18 protein-coding genes are annotated in these 17,563 nt (G+C 30.6%); 1 reads left to right on the top strand and 17 read right to left on the bottom strand.

What is annotated here, in order from left to right:
- Position 1 precedes the first annotated feature (1 nt).
- From B3B03_RS11770 to B3B03_RS11725, 10 genes are all read right to left on the bottom strand, one after another.
- On the bottom strand, positions 2-730 hold the full coding sequence (locus B3B03_RS11770; protein WP_346877410.1) for a hypothetical protein: 729 nt from the start codon (positions 728-730) through the stop codon (positions 2-4).
- A gap of 11 nt (positions 731-741) precedes the next feature.
- The gene (locus tag B3B03_RS11765) at positions 742-1,185 is read right to left on the bottom strand and encodes a hypothetical protein (RefSeq protein WP_346847941.1); all 444 of its coding nucleotides are present in this window, start codon (positions 1,183-1,185) and stop codon (positions 742-744) included.
- Positions 1,172-1,609 carry a hypothetical protein gene (locus tag B3B03_RS11760; RefSeq protein WP_346877409.1) on the bottom strand — a complete coding sequence of 146 codons (438 nt, stop codon included), beginning with the start codon at positions 1,607-1,609 and terminating at the stop codon, positions 1,172-1,174. The genes B3B03_RS11765 and B3B03_RS11760 overlap by 14 nt, the downstream gene beginning before the upstream one ends.
- Complete coding sequence (locus B3B03_RS11755) at positions 1,596-2,039, bottom strand: hypothetical protein (protein WP_346877408.1); 444 nt, start codon at positions 2,037-2,039, stop codon at positions 1,596-1,598. Before B3B03_RS11755 ends, B3B03_RS11760 begins: the two co-directional genes overlap by 14 nt.
- Entirely contained in the window at positions 2,020-2,463 is a 444-nt protein-coding gene (locus B3B03_RS11750; protein ID WP_346847938.1) for a type II secretion system protein, read from the bottom strand. The genes B3B03_RS11755 and B3B03_RS11750 overlap by 20 nt, the downstream gene beginning before the upstream one ends.
- Before the next feature lie 21 nt (positions 2,464-2,484).
- Complete coding sequence (locus B3B03_RS11745) at positions 2,485-3,681, bottom strand: type II secretion system F family protein (protein ID WP_346877407.1); 1,197 nt, start codon at positions 3,679-3,681, stop codon at positions 2,485-2,487.
- The gene (locus tag B3B03_RS11740) at positions 3,671-5,176 is read right to left on the bottom strand and encodes a GspE/PulE family protein (protein WP_346877406.1); all 1,506 of its coding nucleotides are present in this window, start codon (positions 5,174-5,176) and stop codon (positions 3,671-3,673) included. Before B3B03_RS11740 ends, B3B03_RS11745 begins: the two co-directional genes overlap by 11 nt.
- 156 nt (positions 5,177-5,332) lie before the next feature.
- Positions 5,333-6,160: a diaminopimelate epimerase gene (gene dapF / locus B3B03_RS11735; RefSeq protein WP_346877405.1), complete on the bottom strand. Its 828-nt coding sequence runs from the start codon at positions 6,158-6,160 to the stop codon at positions 5,333-5,335.
- A gap of 12 nt (positions 6,161-6,172) precedes the next feature.
- Positions 6,173-8,647 (bottom strand): DNA helicase RecQ, encoded by a 2,475-nt coding sequence (recQ, locus tag B3B03_RS11730; RefSeq protein WP_414632834.1) that lies wholly within the window; start codon positions 8,645-8,647, stop codon positions 6,173-6,175.
- A gap of 52 nt (positions 8,648-8,699) precedes the next feature.
- Entirely contained in the window at positions 8,700-9,968 is a 1,269-nt protein-coding gene (locus B3B03_RS11725; protein WP_346877404.1) for an amidohydrolase, read from the bottom strand.
- Positions 9,969-10,207: 239 nt separating this feature from the next.
- Between B3B03_RS11725 and B3B03_RS11720 the strand changes: the two genes are divergently transcribed.
- Positions 10,208-11,953, top strand: a complete 1,746-nt coding sequence (locus tag B3B03_RS11720) for an Rqc2 family fibronectin-binding protein (RefSeq protein ID WP_346847932.1) — start codon at positions 10,208-10,210, stop codon at positions 11,951-11,953.
- Between the two features lie 40 nt (positions 11,954-11,993).
- Here the strand turns inward: B3B03_RS11720 and B3B03_RS11715 are convergent, their stop codons facing one another.
- The 7 genes from B3B03_RS11715 to B3B03_RS11685 all read right to left on the bottom strand — a co-directional run bounded on the left by B3B03_RS11715 (position 11,994) and on the right by B3B03_RS11685 (position 17,561).
- Positions 11,994-13,109 carry a class I SAM-dependent RNA methyltransferase gene (locus B3B03_RS11715; protein WP_346847931.1) on the bottom strand — a complete coding sequence of 372 codons (1,116 nt, stop codon included), beginning with the start codon at positions 13,107-13,109 and terminating at the stop codon, positions 11,994-11,996.
- A gap of 12 nt (positions 13,110-13,121) precedes the next feature.
- Positions 13,122-13,661, bottom strand: coding sequence for a bifunctional pyr operon transcriptional regulator/uracil phosphoribosyltransferase PyrR (gene pyrR, locus B3B03_RS11710; RefSeq protein WP_035129314.1), 540 nt, complete (start codon positions 13,659-13,661; stop codon positions 13,122-13,124).
- Between the two features lie 12 nt (positions 13,662-13,673).
- Positions 13,674-14,588 carry an RluA family pseudouridine synthase gene (locus B3B03_RS11705; RefSeq protein ID WP_346847930.1) on the bottom strand — a complete coding sequence of 305 codons (915 nt, stop codon included), beginning with the start codon at positions 14,586-14,588 and terminating at the stop codon, positions 13,674-13,676.
- Positions 14,588-15,040: a signal peptidase II gene (gene lspA / locus B3B03_RS11700; RefSeq protein WP_346847929.1), complete on the bottom strand. Its 453-nt coding sequence runs from the start codon at positions 15,038-15,040 to the stop codon at positions 14,588-14,590. Before lspA ends, B3B03_RS11705 begins: the two co-directional genes overlap by 1 nt.
- 12 nt (positions 15,041-15,052) lie before the next feature.
- Positions 15,053-15,865, bottom strand: coding sequence for a 3-deoxy-7-phosphoheptulonate synthase (gene aroF / locus B3B03_RS11695; RefSeq protein WP_346877403.1), 813 nt, complete (start codon positions 15,863-15,865; stop codon positions 15,053-15,055).
- An 11-nt stretch (positions 15,866-15,876) separates the two neighbouring features.
- On the bottom strand, positions 15,877-16,569 hold the full coding sequence (locus B3B03_RS11690) for a 5'-methylthioadenosine/adenosylhomocysteine nucleosidase (RefSeq protein WP_346877402.1): 693 nt from the start codon (positions 16,567-16,569) through the stop codon (positions 15,877-15,879).
- Between the two features lie 398 nt (positions 16,570-16,967).
- Entirely contained in the window at positions 16,968-17,561 is a 594-nt protein-coding gene (locus B3B03_RS11685; protein WP_346847926.1) for a DivIVA domain-containing protein, read from the bottom strand.
- Between the last annotated feature and the right edge of the window lie 2 nt (positions 17,562-17,563).

Here is a 17,563-nt window from a genome sequence, read left to right as displayed (position 1 = left end):
ATTAAGAATTTACAGGAAAACTCCTTTTCATCTCATATAAATTAGCGACCTTAACCTTTTCCTTTTTTTCATTTGTAATGATGTAAATTCCCTTATTATTATTATGTTCTTCTCCATTAATCTCTCTCAAAAATGCTAAGATTTCTATATTTACATTTTCTTTACTTCCATTTATAACTCTATTTGCTCTTATAGTCCCATTTTCTACTTCAATGATATAAACATATTTATTTCTATATATTATTAAAGTGAATTCTCCATTTTTAATCTTTTTGTTGTATTTATTTGTATATAACTGTTGTATAGGTATTATAGAGTTTATATTTGCTCCTAAAAACAATTCTCGATTCATTAAAAGTGAATCCTTTACATTTATGCAGTATATGGCTACCTCTAATTTTCCTCTTTTATTCCTAATAATTTCATAGTTAAATATTATATTTTCTATATCATAAAAAATTTTTATTACTTGATTTCTAACAATTAAATCTAGTTTATTTTTATTTACTTTAGGCACAAAAATATTATGTACAAATATCTCTTCTCCCTCTAAAATTATGTCCAAATTAAGCTTTCTTAAATTTTCCTCAACTGCTACATCAGTGTCTTTATAATTTTTCTTACAGCAATATGTGCAGTAAAAATTCTTATCCTTTTTTAAATCTTTAATCTTTTCTTTTACAAACTTTATTTCTTCTTCACTTATTTCAATCGTACACCTTTTCTTCATAACTCTCCCTTCTACTGTACTAAATTCCCCTTAAAAATATATTTAACTTCACTACCACTAATCTCCATAGCGAACCTATAAACTCTATTTAATCCATTGATTTGAAAATACTTATTACTTAAATCATAGGTTATATAACTATTATCATAGGTTATTAGTTTTTCACCAGCCTTCCTTTCAAAGTATTTCTCTGAAGTCTCTGCATTTATAGTTTCTATATTTTCTAGTACATAACTATTAAAATTAGCTATTAAGTGCTCCTTATAGCTATGGTCCTTATTTTCTTTCAAGTTATATTCCACATAATTTTTAATATAAGAATTTCTATTAATAAAGGACTTCATAGAATAACATATAGTTAGGGAAATAATCATTCCTACAATTACCACATAAGTTAATATCCATCCCCTATGAATTTTTCTATACTTGCTTAACCCTGTTTTATATTTTACCAATTGCTCTCTCTCCACTAATTCCTTTATTCGTAACTATTTTAATGAATAGAACCTTACCATTTTGCCTAACTTTAAATTCTCTCACATCATATAAAAGAGGCTGATTGGTGTGGCCTACTCCATGTTTATTCTTGAAAAAAAACCTAAGTTCATTCCCCTCTAAAGAAACATAACTTTCTCCTACAGATGTAGGTATAATTATATCCCCATCTTTTAAAAAACATCCTTCACCTCTATAATTAACATAATTTTCTATATACATAAGTGCTTCATAAATCCCTGTAATTTCACTAGAATAATATACGTTTTCCTTATAGCTTTTCATCCAAATACTATAACTGCTAATAATAACTGTAATTATTAAGGAGGAAATACTTAAGGCCGCTATTAATTCTAATATGGTAACCCCTTTAGCTTTTCTCATAATTACCCTTGTAAAATACATAATTTATTTCCTTTCCATCTTGAAACTTATATAAAACCTCTATTTTTATAATTTCTTTACCAGTTTCTTCAGTTCCCATTAACATTATAATTGGGTATTGCTTTACTTCATCCTTTATAATATATTTTATATTTATACTACCTAGAGCTTCCTCTGATAAATCACTAGTATTTATAAATCTAGTTTTTTCAACTATCTCTTTTTTAATATCACCATAATCCATATTGCATAAAATAAGCTTTTTAACTGCATCTATCTGAAAAGTGGCCTTCATTTCCTTTTGCTCTTCTTCTTCACACCTTCCCATTACACCATAAAAAGTAAGTGCTCCTATGAGAATAGTAGATATAACTAACATGCTTATTATAGTTTCTAACAGTGTAATTCCTTTATTTCTGCTTACTAACATAATCTGTTCCTACCTTTATGGTTATAACTTCTCTACGTCCATCTGGATCATATATATTTATAGACCTTCCCAAAGATGTATTTCCGTCAATATCTAATGGTATAGTTATACTAGCATCATTAGATATATGTATCCTTAGTGAATCTGGTAATAGATAACTGTGTACTTTTACAGTTCCATGATATAGGTTTAATTCTCTACTTTGGATAACTAATCTAAAGAGTTTCCTATTATCATAATTATTTCTTGCATACATCTTACAGCTATTTATAAATTCAATTGTGCCATTAACCCCATGTTCCATTTCCATGGCTAACTTCTTTTCATCATAGGAGTTTAAATGAGGATATATTATAAATGAACATATAGACAATATACCTAATACCACTATTAATTCTATTAGTGTAAATCCATTTTTCTTCATAGTTTTCTACCTTAATACCTTTTAAAACTTTGTATTGTACATATTAAACAATGGAATCATAATTGCAATAATGATAGATCCTATAAATAGACCTACAAAGACTATTAGTAGTGGCTCTATTAGGGATGTGATCCTATCTAATTTCCCTTCAAGTTCTTCTTCGAAAACTTCATTACAACATTGCAACACCTCTTCAACACTTCCATTAATTTCTCCTATATATATTGTTGATAGAAAATAATTTGAAAAAATATTGCACCTCTTAAGGCCCTCATAAAGGCTATCACCTCTTTCTAATCCTTCTATACATCTATTTAACCGCTCCTTAATGTAAATGGCATTTTCACAATTTCTCAGTAAGATTAAAGAAGATTTTATATCAATACCACTATCTATCATCATTGAAAGGGCCATAGTAAATTTACAACAAAATCTATTTTTCTCTAAATTTCTCGTTAGTGGATTTTTATATTTTAAATTATAGGTTATCCCTTTCCCCTTTAGATAGATATGTATAAAGCTTATGCCTATAAAAATCCCTATGCCTATTGGTACTACAAGTATACCTAGACTATTTATAACTCTAGATAATCCTAAATAAAATCTAGTTATATAAGGAAGTTTCATATTTTCTATATCCATAGAATTAAAAAATGTAGGTACTAACTTGTAAATAGCAATCATGCCCATAATTAATACAAATATAAATAATCCTATAGGATAAGTACTTACGCTAATAATTTTCTTTCGCCTTTTATATTCCTTCATATAGTACTTTTCCATGAAAGTTAGAATCTGCTGCAATCTACCACTTTCTTCTCCAAAATGAATTAATGTTATAAAAAATTCTGGGAATACACTTTTAAACTTCTCTAAGCTTTCTGAAAAAGATAAACCACTTTTTATATTATTTATAACTTTATTTAGAATTTCACATAACCTTTTATCCCCTAAATGCTCTTCTAATAGTTTCAAAGCATTAACTAAAGGAATTCCCGCCTTTAAATTATTCTTTAAATTTCTGCAAAAAGTAGATAAATTCTTTTCTGAAATCCTTCTTTTAAACAAATATGTATTTTCTTTATGCAACTCTTTGTAATTAATACAATATATTTCCTCCTCTTCTAATCTTTCCATTAAACTACAATGATCTTCTACTATAACTTTTCCTGATACAATTTTTCCCTTTACATTTATCCCCTTATACTTATACTCCATAATCCACTCCTAAGGCTTTTTCAATGTTATAAACCTGCATATTTCCATAATACTCTTCCACGGAAGTACTTCCCTCTACAACTAACTCCTTAAAATATTCATTCATAGTAACCATTCCCTCTTCAATCGCTATGTTTCTTAATATATCACTATCCCCACTATCCATAGACTCCTTTAATCTCTTTCCCATAATCATAATCTCATAGGCTACAGTTCTTCCTCTGTATCCAGTGCTATTACATTTAATACATCCAGTTCCTCTATAGCCTTCTTCAATCCTATCCATGGCTAGAAGCTTCTTTTCTTCCTTGGATAATTTATATTTCACCTTACACTTTTCACATATTAATCTTGTTAACCTTTGAGCAATTACAAGAACGAGAGAACTTTTAATTATATCTCCATCTATCCCCATGTTAGTTAGTCTATTTATAGCACTGCTAGCATCGTTAGTATGCAAGGTAGTTAAAACTAAGTGACCTGTTAAAGATGCTCTTATAGCTACTTCAGCAGTTTCCTTATCTATAATTTCACCCACCATTATTACATCAGGATCCTGTCTTAATACTGCCTTTAATATATTTCCATAGGTAGCACTACCATCTCCTATGGAAACTTGATTAATTCCCTCAACTTCACACTCCACCGGCTTTTCTACAGTGACTATATTCCTAGTTTCTTCGTTCAACTCATTTATCATAGAATATAAAGTAGTAGTTTTACCACTTCCTGTAGGACCTGTAATTATGATTAAACCTTGTTTGAACTTTAATATATTTTTTAAGAGTCGATAATCTTTAGGTGTAAAACCTAGCTTATTTATATCTAACAAAGGTGCATTTCTTTGTAATATTCTTATTACAAATTTTTCTCCATGAACAGTAGGCATTGTAGATATTCTTAAATCATAAATATTTTCCTTTACTTCAAGATTTATCTCTCCATCTTCTGGAGTATATTTATTAGTAATATCCATATTTGCCATAACCTTTATTCTTGTGGCTATAACCTCATAAAGATTTTTAGGTAAAGTACTAAAAATATTTAAAACTCCATCTATTCTATATCTTACAGTAATTGTATCCTTCCATGACTCTATATGTATATCACTTGCACCTTTTTCAATACCTTCTCTAAAAATCGAATCCACTAAAGAAATAATGGGTCCTTTTACTTCTTTATCACGCTCCTTTTTAGGATACTCTTCACCTTTAAGTCCCTTAACTATTTGCTTTCTATAAATTTCTTCATAATATTTATCTAAATAAATCTTAAATTGATCTATAGTACATAAGTTAAATACAATTTTTTTCTTTAAAATAAATCTTAATCTATTAATTTCTTCATTGGAATGCTCCGTAAAGGTAGCTAAATAAATCTCATTATTTTTTATGTCATAAGGTAAAATGCTATACTCTTCACACACTTCCTTGGAAAGCATAGACATAGCCTTAGTATTTATTGCTATTGAATCTAAATCTATTTTGTTGATCACCAGTTTATCTCCTTAAACATATTAAAAATATAGATTTCTTTTATCACAACTATAATTGTTACCATTTATTTCAAATATAATTCTATAAATAAATAAAAAAGGGTTTATATTAAAACAAATTTATAAATTGTTTAAATATAAACCCTTAATGTTCACTTATACTGCTATTTCACCCTTAAATACATTCTCCGCTGGCCCCGTCATCATTATTCCATCCTCAGTTATTTCTATAGTTAAAATACCTCCTGGAGCCATAACCTTCACAGATTTATCTACTAAATTTAATTTATTACAAACCACCACCGATGAACAACATCCTGTTCCACAGGCAAGGGTTGGCCCTGCTCCTCTTTCCCAGGTATTAACCTTTATTTCCTCTCTATTCACAACTCTACAAAAGTTAACATTGGTCCCCTGTGGAAATAATTCATGGGTTTCTATGGCTGCACCTTCTTCAACCTTAAACCCGCCCTCTTCAGTTAATAAAACAGTATGGGGAACTCCAAGTAATAATGAAGTTATATTATAGCTTTTTCCATTGGCACATATATCTTTTTTAATAATTTCTTCCTCTCCTAAGGCAGGAATAAACTTTGGATTAAAACTCTCTCTTCCCATATTTATCTTAACAGCTTTTACCTTATTATCTTCTATGAACAGATGACAAACCTTTATACCATCTCCTGTTTCTACGGTAAACTCACTTTTTCTTACCATGTTATTTTCATATACGTATTTTGCAAAGCATCTTATTCCATTTCCACACATACCAGCATAGGAACCATCACTATTTATTATTATCATTTGAATATCAGCAATTTTACTTCTTCTTACTACTAATATTCCATCTCCTCCTATGCCAAAATTTCTATCACATAACTTTTTAGCTAAAGTACCTAAATCATTGTATTTTACTTCCATATCTTCAAAAACCACAAAATTATTTCCTGCTCCCTGCATCTTTGTAAATTTTAAAATTTCCATAATATTCTCCTCTTAAAAGTAATTCTTAAGTATAACAGCTCTTATAGATTCATAATTAATTGTCTTAGGTAACTCTGCCTTTACCTTACTAACCTTATCATAGCCAACTCTTTCACAAACTTCCATGATAATTTTTTCTTCATCTTGGTTAAAAAACTTATTTAAAGGAATAGTAAACTTAGGTCTTCCATACTCCTCTATATACTCTGTAACGTATCCAAGTATAGTTGAAATTGATACCTCAATCTCTTCTGCAATATCCTCAAGTGCAAAGTCTTCATTTAACATGTCTAAAGCTATTTCCTTATTCTTTCTTTCATCTCCATCTATAACTAATCTTCTTTTCTTTTTTTCTTCCCATATAGGAGTTATTCCCTCTTCTTCTATGTATGTATTTACTGCTTCTATTAAAGTCACTCCATATTTTTCTATCTTCTTAGGCCCCATACCTCCTATATCCTTTAGCTCTTCTAAGGTTTTAGGATATCTTCCACTTATCTCTTTTAGAGTATTTTTTGCTATGATATTCTGTTCCATAGCACCTTCTATCCTGCTTAATTCCCTTCGCACTAAAACTAACCTTTCAAATAGTTTTTTATCAGTATTTACATAAAAATCCCCTGATTCCTCATTAATACTTCTACCTTCTTCTGATTTAGTTACACTAGCTTCTTCATAGCTTTTGTCAGGGTTATTCTTTTCCTTAACAGTTAGATTGTTAGCTTCAACATACTCTATAATAGCACCTTGAAATTCCTTACCATACTTACTATACTTAGTTTCTCCCACTCCAGATATCTCTAAAAACTCCTCCTTGTTTGTAGGATGCTTAACACTCATTTCCCTAAGGGTTCCATCACTAAAAATTATATATGGAGGAATTCCAGCAGCCTTTGCCATGCTATATCTAAGTTCTCTTAATATATCAAAGAGTTCATTTCTTACCTCTGCATTTACTTTAACTTTAAATTCTTTAAAGTGAACTACTTCCTGACCTCTAAGTACTTCCATAGACTTATCATTTAATGCAAGGACAGGATAAGTTCCTTCAACTTGATTTATATATCCATGAGAAATTAGTGTGTTTATAAAAGTTTTTAGATTTTCACCTGAATAATCCTTCATTATTCCATAGGTAGATAGCTCTTGAAAATTAAACTGTGTAACCTTTTTATTTTTTGATCCTCTAAGTACATCTATAAGCATAGTTGCACCATAGTTTCGTTTCATCCTATATATACAAGATAGTACCTTTTGAGCATCTACAGTTTTATCAACTATCTCTCCTTGATTTAAACAATTACTACAATTGTTACAGTCATCTTCATAACTTTCTCCAAAGTAATTTAAAATATATTTTCTATAACAATCATTACTATAAACAAAATCCACCATCTGCTGAAGTGCTTTATACTGATTGTTTTTTCTCTCTGGATTTTCTATACTCATCTCTATTAAATACTTTTGAACATGGATATCTCCTGGAGAAAATAATAATATACACTGACTCTTCTCACCATCTCTACCAGCTCTTCCAATCTCTTGGTAATAACCTTCTATATTTTTAGGCATATTATAGTGAACCACATATCTTATATTAGACTTATCTATTCCCATGCCAAAGGCATTAGTTGCCACCATAATCTTAACTCTATCATAAATAAAATCTTCTTGATTCTCTTTTCTTTCCTCATCAGATAAACCCGCATGGTATCTAGCTATATTATATCCCTTACTAGAAAGCTCCCTATAAATATTATCTACTTCCTTTCTAGTAGCTCCATATATAATACCAGAGTTTTCTTTATTGTCTTCCATAAATTTAAGAAGATATTTCTTCTTATTCTCAGATTTAACTATATTTATAGACAAGTTTTCTCTATCAAAGCCAGTAATAAATATTTTAGGACTTTGAAGCTTTAAAAGTTTTACTATATCTTGTCTTACTTCTTTAGAAGCTGTTGCAGTAAAGGCTGTAACTATAGGTCTCACCATAAGCCTTTCTATAAAACCTGCAATTCTTTTATAACTAGCTCTAAAGTCATGACCCCATTGAGATACACAATGGGCCTCATCTATAGCTATCTGGCTAATAGGTATCCTAGAAATTACATTATAAAATTCTATATTATCTAATCTCTCAGGGGCTATATAAAGTATTTTATATTTTTCTTCCTTTATTCCATCTAATACTTCTTTAAAATCTTTACTGCTTAAGGAGCTATTAATATAGCTGCAAGGTATTCCCATGTCCTTAAGTGCATCTACTTGATCCTTCATAAGGGAAATTAAAGGTGAAATTACTATAGTTAATCCCTGAAGGATTAAAGCAGGCACTTGATAACATATAGACTTACCACTACCTGTAGACATTATAGTTAATGCATCCTCTCCCTTTAAAATAGATTCTATAACTGGCTGTTGACCTGTCCTAAAGCTTTTATATCCATAATATTTTTCCAAAATTTCTTTCATTGCTTCTTTCAAAACTACACATCCCTTAGCTTGTTTAATTTAGTAAATTTATCTCAAGTTTAAATTATATCTTTTGTAAAAAAGTTCTTATCATACGTACATATACATCATGACCTATTATAAGTGATTCTTCATTAAAATCAAAATAGGGATTATGATGTGGTGCCACAATAGAAGATGGAATTATAAAATAGATTCCCTTTCCCCCTTGCTTTTCCACCTCTTCTAACATATAAGTTATATCCTCAGAAGCTCCAAAGGAAAATTCTTCAATAATTTCTATAGGTAAACTTCTAAGATTTTTTATTACTATCTTAGAAAATTCATTATCGGTGCTATTATATGCCCTTGCAGAACCAACTACTCTTATATTATATTCCACATTGTAGGAAATTGCTGCACCCTTAACTACTCGACAAACCATATCCATGATTCTATCATTAATTTCGTTAGTATCGCCCCTTGTTTCCAACTGTAAAACTGCTTTATCTGCTATAACATTTTTTCCAGTTCCTCCATGAAGAGTTCCTACGTTAAGTCTTCCTACTCCTTTTCCAAATTGCACTTGGCTATGAAGATTTAAAATACAGCTTGCTCCTGCTAAAAGAGCATTTCTTCCCTCTTCTGGACAAAGACCTGCATGGGCAGATTTACCTAAGAACTCTACCTCCACTTTATTAGTAGCAAGCAAATTTTTAACTTTAACAGCTATGGCATTATTTTTATTAATAAAGCCGATGTGACCAGAGAATAAATAATCTACATCTTTTAAAACTCCAGCTTCTACCATAGACTTAGCCCCTCTAACCTCTTCCTCTGCCGGTTGAAATATGAGCTTTATTTTTCCTGTTAATTTTTCTTTCATCTCTACAATAGTATTTGCAAGCTGAAGGCCCATAGCTATATGAGCATCGTGACCACAACAATGACATATTCCTGGATTTTTAGAAGAAAACCCCTCTTTAAAAGGTCTATGATTTTCCTTAGCTTCCTCAACCTTAAGACCATCTATATCAAATCTAAAAGCCATGGTAGGACCCTGAACTCCTGTATCTATACTTGCTACTACCCCAGTATAGCCTTGTAGAATTTCATCTACATTATAGGACTTGTTTTTAATTGCTCTACTACACTCTATCCTATGATTAGTAAGTATTTCTTCATCAGCCATACCCATTGGATTACTATGTATTTCCTTACCATATTGTAGATTATATCCAAGTTTTTTCAAGTAATCCATTATTTTTATGGTGGTTTCAAATTCTAACCACCCAGCTTCTGCACATCTATGAAATTCCCTTCTTAAGTTAATGATACTTTCCCTTAACTCCATTTATATCCACCCTGCCTTTATAATTTTTTCTATATATTCAACTCTTATGTAAATTCATTCTTATTACTTCTTAAACAACTACAGTTCCTTTAACTTAAATATTCCTTAAATGCAATATTACTTTTATTATATCATCTTCAATTAAGGAAATTATCCTTGTCCTAACTTATTTTGTATTTTATTTATAAAATAATAGTGATATACTGTAAAATATATGCTTAAATGAAAGGATGATTTATATGGCACTAGATGGATTATATTTGCGCTCTCTAGCCAATGAAATAAAAAACACTCTAATAAGCAGTAGAATAGATAAAATAACCCAACCTGAAAAGGATGAAATAATACTGAGCTTTAAAATAAATAGGAAACCTGTTAGACTACTGCTAAACGCTAACGCTTCTTATCCTAGAATAAACTTTATTGATTACTCTAAGGAAAGTCCACTTAAGGCACCTGTATTTTGTATGGTTTTAAGAAAATATCTAAATACTGCAGTTTTAAAAGATGTTACTCAATTAAATAACGACAGAATCCTACTTTTAGATTTTGAAAGTAGTGATGAATTAGGCTTTAACAGTATATATACCCTGATAATTGAAATCATGGGTAGACACAGTAACATTACTTTGATAAGAAAAAGAGATGGACTCATCATGGATTCCATAAAACATATTACACCAGATATAAATAGCTATAGAGTACTCTATCCTGGTATTGAATATGTATATCCTCCTGAAAGTAATAAACTTGATATATTCAACACTACCTTTGAATCATTTCAAGAAAAAACTTTTAGTCTCTATGAAGATGAAGAGCTAAATGAAAAATTCTTTACTAGAGTTTTAGATGGAGTAAGTAATCCTATAGCTAAAGAGATTTCTTTTAGGCTAAATAAAAGAAATATTCCTTTAAGTAAAAATAACCTAAAGGGAATCTATGAATTCTTAATAGAGTTTTTTGCTAAATCCAAAGATAATAATTATGACCTTTATAGCTATTCCATAAATGATGAACTAAAAGATTTCCACTGTATAAAGCTAGAGTATATTTTAGATTATGGTGGACAATGTGAAGAATATTCTTCTCCTAGTAGTCTTCTAGAAAGCTTCTATCATGCAAAGGATAAAATAAGTAGACTTCAAAGTAAAAGTCATGATATGCAAAAGCTAGTTATAAATAACATAGACAGAGTTGAAAAAAAATTAAACATTCTAAAAAAAACTTTAATTGAATGTGAAGAAAAGCAAAAATATAATCTATATGGAGAGCTTATAACTGCAAATATTTATAATATTAAAAAGGGTGATAAAGAGGTTGAAGCATTAAATTATTATAGTGAGGAAGAAGAATATATTAAAATTCCTTTAGATGTAAATAAAACCCCTTCTGAAAATGCTCAAAAGTATTTTAAAAAATACAGTAAATTAAAAGCTGCAGAAGAAAATGCTTATATCCAAATAGAATTAGCCGAAGAAGAGGATGAATATCTTCAATCAGTACTTAGTAATATTGAAAATGCTGATAACTATAAAGATTTAGAGGATATAAAAAATGAGTTAGTGGAAACTGGCTACATTGCTTTCAAAAAGTCTATGAAAAGTAAAAAGACTAAGCCTTCAAAACCACTCCACTTCATATCTAGTGATGGCATTGATATATATGTAGGTAAAAACAATCTAGAAAATGATTATTTAACTCTGAAGTTTGCTCATAACAATGATATTTGGCTTCACATAAAAAATATTCCAGGTTCCCATGTAATCATTAAAAACCTTGGAGAAGTACCTGATTCCACCCTTCTTGAAGCTGCAACCTTAGCCGCCTTCTATAGCAAGGGTAAAAACTCTACAAAGGTACCTATAGACTACACCGAAATTAGAAATGTTAAAAAAATGGCTAAAGGAAAGCCTGGTATGGTAACCTACTCCACAAACAAAACCATCTATGTAGATCCTATAAAACTTGATTTAAAGCAAGCTTAAAACAAAGACTATCTCAAATTTTTTTGAGATAGTCTTTAATTTATTTCTTCGGATTATATTGATAGTAGTAACACTGAATTCTTCCATTATAAAGTTTTCTGTTTTTATCAGCCTTTTTTCCAAATACCTTTTGAAAGTCATCATAGGATGTTAGTACATAGCAAGACCAATCCTCTAGTCCTGCATACACATTAGAAAAAGTTTTGTAGAGATACTTAACCTCATCTTCATCTAAAAGTCTCTCTCCATAAGGTGGATTAGTTATTATCATACCACCTTTTTTTCTATTTCTTACATCCTTCATATCAAGTCTTTGGAAGTTAACATACTTCTCTACACCTGCTTTTTTAGCATTATCCATGGCAGTTCTAAGTACTCTTCCATCTATATCAGAGCCTTGAATAACGAAGTCTTTTTTATTAACACTTCTTTTCGCTCCTTCGCGTACCTGCTCCCAAATTTCTTTGTCAAAGGTAGGCCAAGTTTCACTTACAAAGTGTCTATTAACTCCTGGTGCTATATTTTTAGCTATCAGTGCCGCTTCTATAGGTATAGTTCCTGATCCACAAAATGGGTCTATTAAAAGCTCATCTCCATTGAATTTGGCTATCAAAACTAAGGCTGCTGCTAAGGTTTCCTTCAAAGGAGCCATTCCTGCATTTTCCCTATATCCCCTCTTATGAAGTCCTATTCCAGAGGTATCTACTGCAAGGGTTACCTTATCCTTTAGAATTCCAACTTCTATCTTATATACTGGTCCATCTTCACTAAACCAATTAGTATCATATTTTTCTTTCATTTTTTCTACTACAGCTTTTTTTACTATACCTTGACAGTCAGGTACACTATGTAAAGTAGATTTAACAGATTTTCCTATAACATGCATCTTACCATCAATAGGTATTAAGCTACCCCAGTCAACTTTTTTAGTTCCTTGAAATAATTCTTCAAAGGAGGTAGCTTCAAATTCTGCCATCTCTAGAAAAACTCTCTCTGCAGTTCTTAAATGGATATTACAGATAGCAACATCCATTTCATCTCCTTCAAAGGTTATCTTTCCATTTTCTATTTTTAAGTCTTCATATCCTAAATTCTTTAGCTCCTTGCCTGTAATAGCCTCTATACCAAAGGTAGTAGTTACAATTATTTTATACATAAATTTTTTCTCCTAATTATTCTCGTATAGACTTACAGAGTCCACTCCATCTTTTTCTACTAGTTCAACAGATATATCCTCTTTTCTTGAAGTTGGTATGTTTTTCCCCACATAATCAGCTCTTATTGGCAGCTCTCTATGACCTCTATCTACAAGTACAGCTAACTGAATCATTTCAGGTCTTCCTCTATCTATGATTGCATCTATTGCCGCTCTTACACTTCTTCCTGTAAATAAAACATCATCCACTAGAATTATTCTCTTACCAGTTATGTCTACACCTAATTCTATACTATTATGTTCCTTTAAGTTTTCAGGTTTTTTTAGGTCGTCTCTATATTTAGTTATATCTACACTCCCTACTTCTACCTCTTCACCTTCAAACATGTTGATCAGTTCAGCAATTCTATTAGCTAGTGGCACTCCTCTACTTTTAATTCCTAATATAACTAAGTTTTCTGTACCCTTGTTTTTTTCTATAATTTCATGAGAAATTCTCGTCAGAGTTCTCTTAATTGCTTTATCGTCCATAAGTACTGATTTCAGTTCCATAACAATCCCTCCCTAAACTTCTTTTCTTAATTTATCTAATATATCCTGAAAATATTCTGGAAGTTGTGAATCAAACTCCATATACTCTCCTGTGGTAGGATGTATAAAGCCTAAATTTTTCGCATGAAGTGCTTGACCTTGCAATTTAAACTTCTGTTTTTTATATCCATATACTTGATCTCCAATTAGTGGATGATGTAAATGAGCCATATGAACTCTAATTTGATGTGTTCTACCTGTTTCTAATCTACATTCCACCAAGGTATTACTTTTAAATCGGTCCAGCACTTTATAATTAGTAATAGCTTCTTTTCCATCCTTAACTACAGCCATCTTTATTCTCTCTACAGGATGTCTTCCTATATTGTTTCTAACCGTACCCTCTTCCTCTTTTACTATACCTTCTACTATGGCATAGTAAGTTCTCTTCATGGAGTGGTCCTTTAGCTGCATAGCTAATGAATTATGCGATTTATCATTTTTAGCAACTACTAATACCCCAGAAGTATCTTTATCAATTCTATGCACTATACCAGGTCTTATAACTCCGTTTATACCTGATAAGTCCTTACAATGATAAAGAAGACCATTAACAAGAGTTCCAGTATAATTTCCTGGGGCAGGATGGACTACCATGTCCTGTGGTTTATTTATTACTATAACATCACTGTCCTCATAAATTATATCTAAAGGAATATCTTCAGCCTCTACTTGGAGCTCCACTGGCTCAGCTAGTTCTACTCGAACCTGATCCCCTACTCTTAATTTGTAATTACTTTTTCTTATCTGTCCATTGACTTTCACTTGTTGTTTTTCAATAATTCCCTGGACAAAAGATCTAGACATATCTACTTCATTTTCACTTACAAATAAGTCAAGTCTCTTCCCTACATTTTCTTCTTCTATAATATAATTTTTAAAATCCATTAAATCTCATCCTTCAGTATACATATTAATAGAAAAAATGTTCCTATACAAACTAGCATGTCAGCCACATTAAAGGTTGGAAAATAATATACATCCCTATAATGAACCATAATAAAATCTACTACATAATTATAACTTATTCTATCTATAAGATTACCTATTGCTCCCGCAATTATCATAGCAATAGATACATATACTAATTTAAACTTAGGCTTATACTTTAATAAATAGAATATCATTCCTATAACTACAACTATAGTAATAACAATAAATAACCACTGCTTATTTTGAAGCATTCCAAAAGCAGCTCCACGGTTTTCTAGATAATCAAGAGTAAAGAAATCCTTAATTACAGTTAATCCTTCTGAACCCTTTAATGTACCTATAGCCCACCATTTTGTTCCTCTATCTATTATTAGACCTAATACTACTATTATTATTCCTAAAGTCAAAACCACTCCCCCTTATCTTAACTCGGATAAAATATTTTTAATGGCATTAGACTTATTTATAATTTTTTTTAAATTTTCTACATTAATAGTTTGTCTTGCATCTGATACAGAATTATCAGGATTTACATGACTTTCTATAATTAATCCATCTGCACCAGCTGCCACAGCAGCTAAACTCATAGCTTCAACTAACTCACGCCTTCCAGTTCCATGACTAGGGTCCACAATAACAGGAAGTCTATAATTTTCCTTAATCACTGCTACAGAGTTTAAATCCAAGGTATTTCTAGTGGTAGTCTCAAAGGTTCTTACTCCTCTTTCACAAAGTACTACTTGATTATTACCTTCCTTTAAAACATATTCAGCTGCATAAATCCATTCAGCTACAGTTGCACTTATCCCTCTTTTTAGAAGTACAGGTAATTTAAGCTTTCCTAATTCCTTCAAAAATGTATAGTTATACATATTTCTAGAACCAACCTGTATCATATCTACATAAGGAAGAGAAATTTCTATATCTCTAGCATCCATTACCTCAGATACTACTGGCAAACCAAATTCATTTCCCACTTCTTTAAGTATTTTTAGTCCTTCTATACCGAGACCTTGAAAATCATAGGGAGATGTTCTAGGCTTGAAGGCACCTGCTCTCATCATATGTGCTCCCTGGTCCTTCAAGGCTCTTCCTATCTTTATCATTTTATCATAGTTTTCCACTGCACATGGTCCAGATATAAACACTAAGTCATCTCCACCAATGATTACATCCTTAACCTGTACTGTAATTTTTTCTCCACTATTTTTTTCTGCAAGTATTCTTTTCATATAATATCACCTTATAAAGTTTTTAACATAGAACGTAATATGGTATTTGAATTTTTAACTGATATTTCTTTAAATTTTTCATAGTCCATATGTGCTCCATTATTAGCATTGTCAGAAATTGATCGTATTATAACAAAAGGTTTGTTATTAAGATAAGCTGCATGAGCTATACTTGCTCCTTCCATCTCACAAGATAGCGCATTAAACTCGCTTTTTAACCATCTTATCTTCTCTATATCAGCTATAAATTGATCTCCAGATACTATTCTACCAGTGAAAATATTTATATCTTTTATACCTTCACAAGCACTTTGGGCTTTTTCTACTAATCCCTTATCACATTTAAAGTCAAAGACTTCCATATTAGGAACTTGACCTGGTCTATCTCCAAATTTAGTTGTGTCCATATCATGCTCCACTAAATCTGTTGCAATAACCACATCTCCTGGATATATATCTTCTCCAATACCACCAGCTATACCGACATTTATAACAGCATCCACATTGAAATCATCAACTAAAATTTGTGTACAAACTGCTGCATTTACCTTACCTATTCCACTTCTAACTATTACAACATCCTTATCATAAATAGTTCCATGATTAAATGTCATCATTGCTCTTGTAACTTTTTTCTTTATTTCCATATCAGCTATTAGAGAGCTTACTTCCTCTTCCATAGCTCCTATAATTCCTATCCTCATGCTAAAATCTCCTCTTTTCTTCCTAGGTACAAATAATTCTAGGTACTTTTCTTTAATACAAATTTAGGTCACCAATTATGTTAATACATATCGAAATATAATTTTTCACATTAATTGGGTACAACTACATCTATTATAATATACATGTTCCGGGATATGTCAATAGCTTTCAGCAGATAAAAAAATCTCACCCTAAAGTGAGATTAAAGAGCTGCTACGTCCCTGGATAATAATTTCCCCTAAAGGACAACGAATTATAAGTATGAATAAATTCATACTTATAGTTCTATTAATAACCTTCAGTGGGAGTAAAAACTCTCTCTAAAGCAAAGAATTCTATTTATACATTAATCATATTTACCAAAAATTACACAATATATGTAAATAAAATTTCAATATTACTTATCTACAAAAAAACTTTTTATATCCTCTAATTCAGCTGTATTATATTCAAAGCTTTCTACATCCTTCTCAGAAGCAACTTCTAATACTGGCTCATGTACCTTCTCTTCCATTACAGTTGAAATATTATAATTTTTATCAAAATCTTTTTCTAGCGCTTCAAACATTTCCATTTGTGTAACTATAAAGTTTCTAAACTTGCTCCTAAACTTAGCAAATTCCTGTTTTGTTCTATCGAATTCATCATTGATATTTAAAACATCAGTGTGAGCTTTATCTAAAATTCTTTTAGCACTTTCATTTGCATTTTTAATTATAAGTTCAGCTTCTGATTGAGAACTTTGCTTTGCCTGTTCTGCAGCATTTTGTGCTAATAACAAAGTGCTTTGAATAGTAGTTTCCATCTTTGAATAATGATCTAATTTATCTTGAAAAACATCTAATTTTTCCTTTAAAATAGCATTTTCCTTATACACGGTTTCATAATCCTCAGAAATTTGTTCTAAAAATTCATCCACCTCATCCATGTTATATCCTCTCATGGCTTTTTTAAAATCTTTGTTCATAATGTCCATAGCTGTCATCTTCATAT

The sequence above is a fragment of the Clostridium sp. UBA5712 genome, assembly GCF_002419845.1.
GTDB lineage: Bacteria > Bacillota > Clostridia > Clostridiales > Clostridiaceae > Clostridium_J > Clostridium_J sulfidigenes.
The sequence above is the reverse complement of the archived record's forward strand: the minus strand, read 5'-3'. Positions and strand labels throughout refer to the sequence as shown.